The 1,077-nt window shown below is 26.0% G+C and carries 2 protein-coding genes; both read right to left on the reverse strand.

All coding sequences use genetic code 11. The annotated features are described in order from the left end of the window. The coding region (locus HMPREF9129_RS10285; RefSeq protein WP_004823551.1) for a sensor histidine kinase at window positions 1-545 on the reverse strand (545 nt) is incomplete at its 3' end. After that, the coding region (locus tag HMPREF9129_RS10290) for a response regulator transcription factor (RefSeq protein ID WP_004823552.1) at window positions 533-1,077 on the reverse strand (545 nt) is incomplete at its 5' end. The genes HMPREF9129_RS10285 and HMPREF9129_RS10290, both read right to left, overlap by 13 nt.

Below are 1,077 nucleotides of genomic sequence, written 5' to 3' on the forward strand. Positions count from 1 at the left end.
GCGAACAATAAGTCTTCGTCTTTCAAATTTATTCTTATGTTTTTTTCATCTATTGTAACTTTAAATTCTCTCAAAACATCTTTTATTATGTCTTTTAAATTTGCTTGGTTTTTTTGTAGACCTATAATATCCGATTCAAGCCTGGAGGATTTTACCAGGTTTTGAATTAAAAAATTTAGTTTATTAAGCTCATACTTTATAATTTCAATATACTCATCTTTTGGATCTTCTTCTAGTAGGCTAATGTATAGAGAAAGATTGGTTATAGGCGTTTTTGTTTGATGGGATATATTTGCTATTAAATCTTTAGTTTTATTCTTTTCAGCATTTAGCTTTTTTTCTTTTACTTGGCTTGCATATAGAAATTTAATGAGTTTTGATTTTATTTTAGACAATTCCTTTTCATCAAATTGAGAAATTTCTAAATTTCCATCAAAAGCTTCATCAATATAATTTGAAAGCTCGCGCATCTCATTTCTTAAAATTATATATTTATATAAAATAAAGCAAATTATAGTTACTAAAAGACCTATTAAAATTTCCATTTATATCCAACTCCAAAGACTGTTTCTATTGGGTCATAGGGTTTTAATTTATTTCTGATTCTAGAAATATTGACACTTAGAGTATTTTGGTCGATAAATTCATCATCTATTCCCCAAACAAAATCAAATAGTAATTCCTTAGTAATAACTTGAGACTTGTTTTTTATCAAACAGTATAAAATTTTTGTCTCTGTTCTTGTGAGATCTATGTTTTTATTGTCTACATAGAAAGTATTTTCATTGAAATTAAAGTCTAGACCATCTTTCTTATAAAGATTTAAATCACTAGACACTATTTTTTCAAAAGCTCTTTTTATCTTTGCTTCTAATATTCCTAAAGAAAATGGTTTTGTCAAATAGTCATCTGCCCCTAAATTTATGGCTGAAATTATATATGCTTCAAGATCTATGGCTGATAAAACTATAATAGGAATTGATGAAGTTTCTCTAGTATATTTTATTATTTCAAGTCCATCACCATCCGGCAAATTCATATCTAGTAAAATTAAATCAGAAATATCAATATAATTTT

This window comes from Peptoniphilus indolicus ATCC 29427 (assembly GCF_000227315.1).
Classification (GTDB): domain Bacteria; phylum Bacillota; class Clostridia; order Tissierellales; family Peptoniphilaceae; genus Peptoniphilus; species Peptoniphilus indolicus.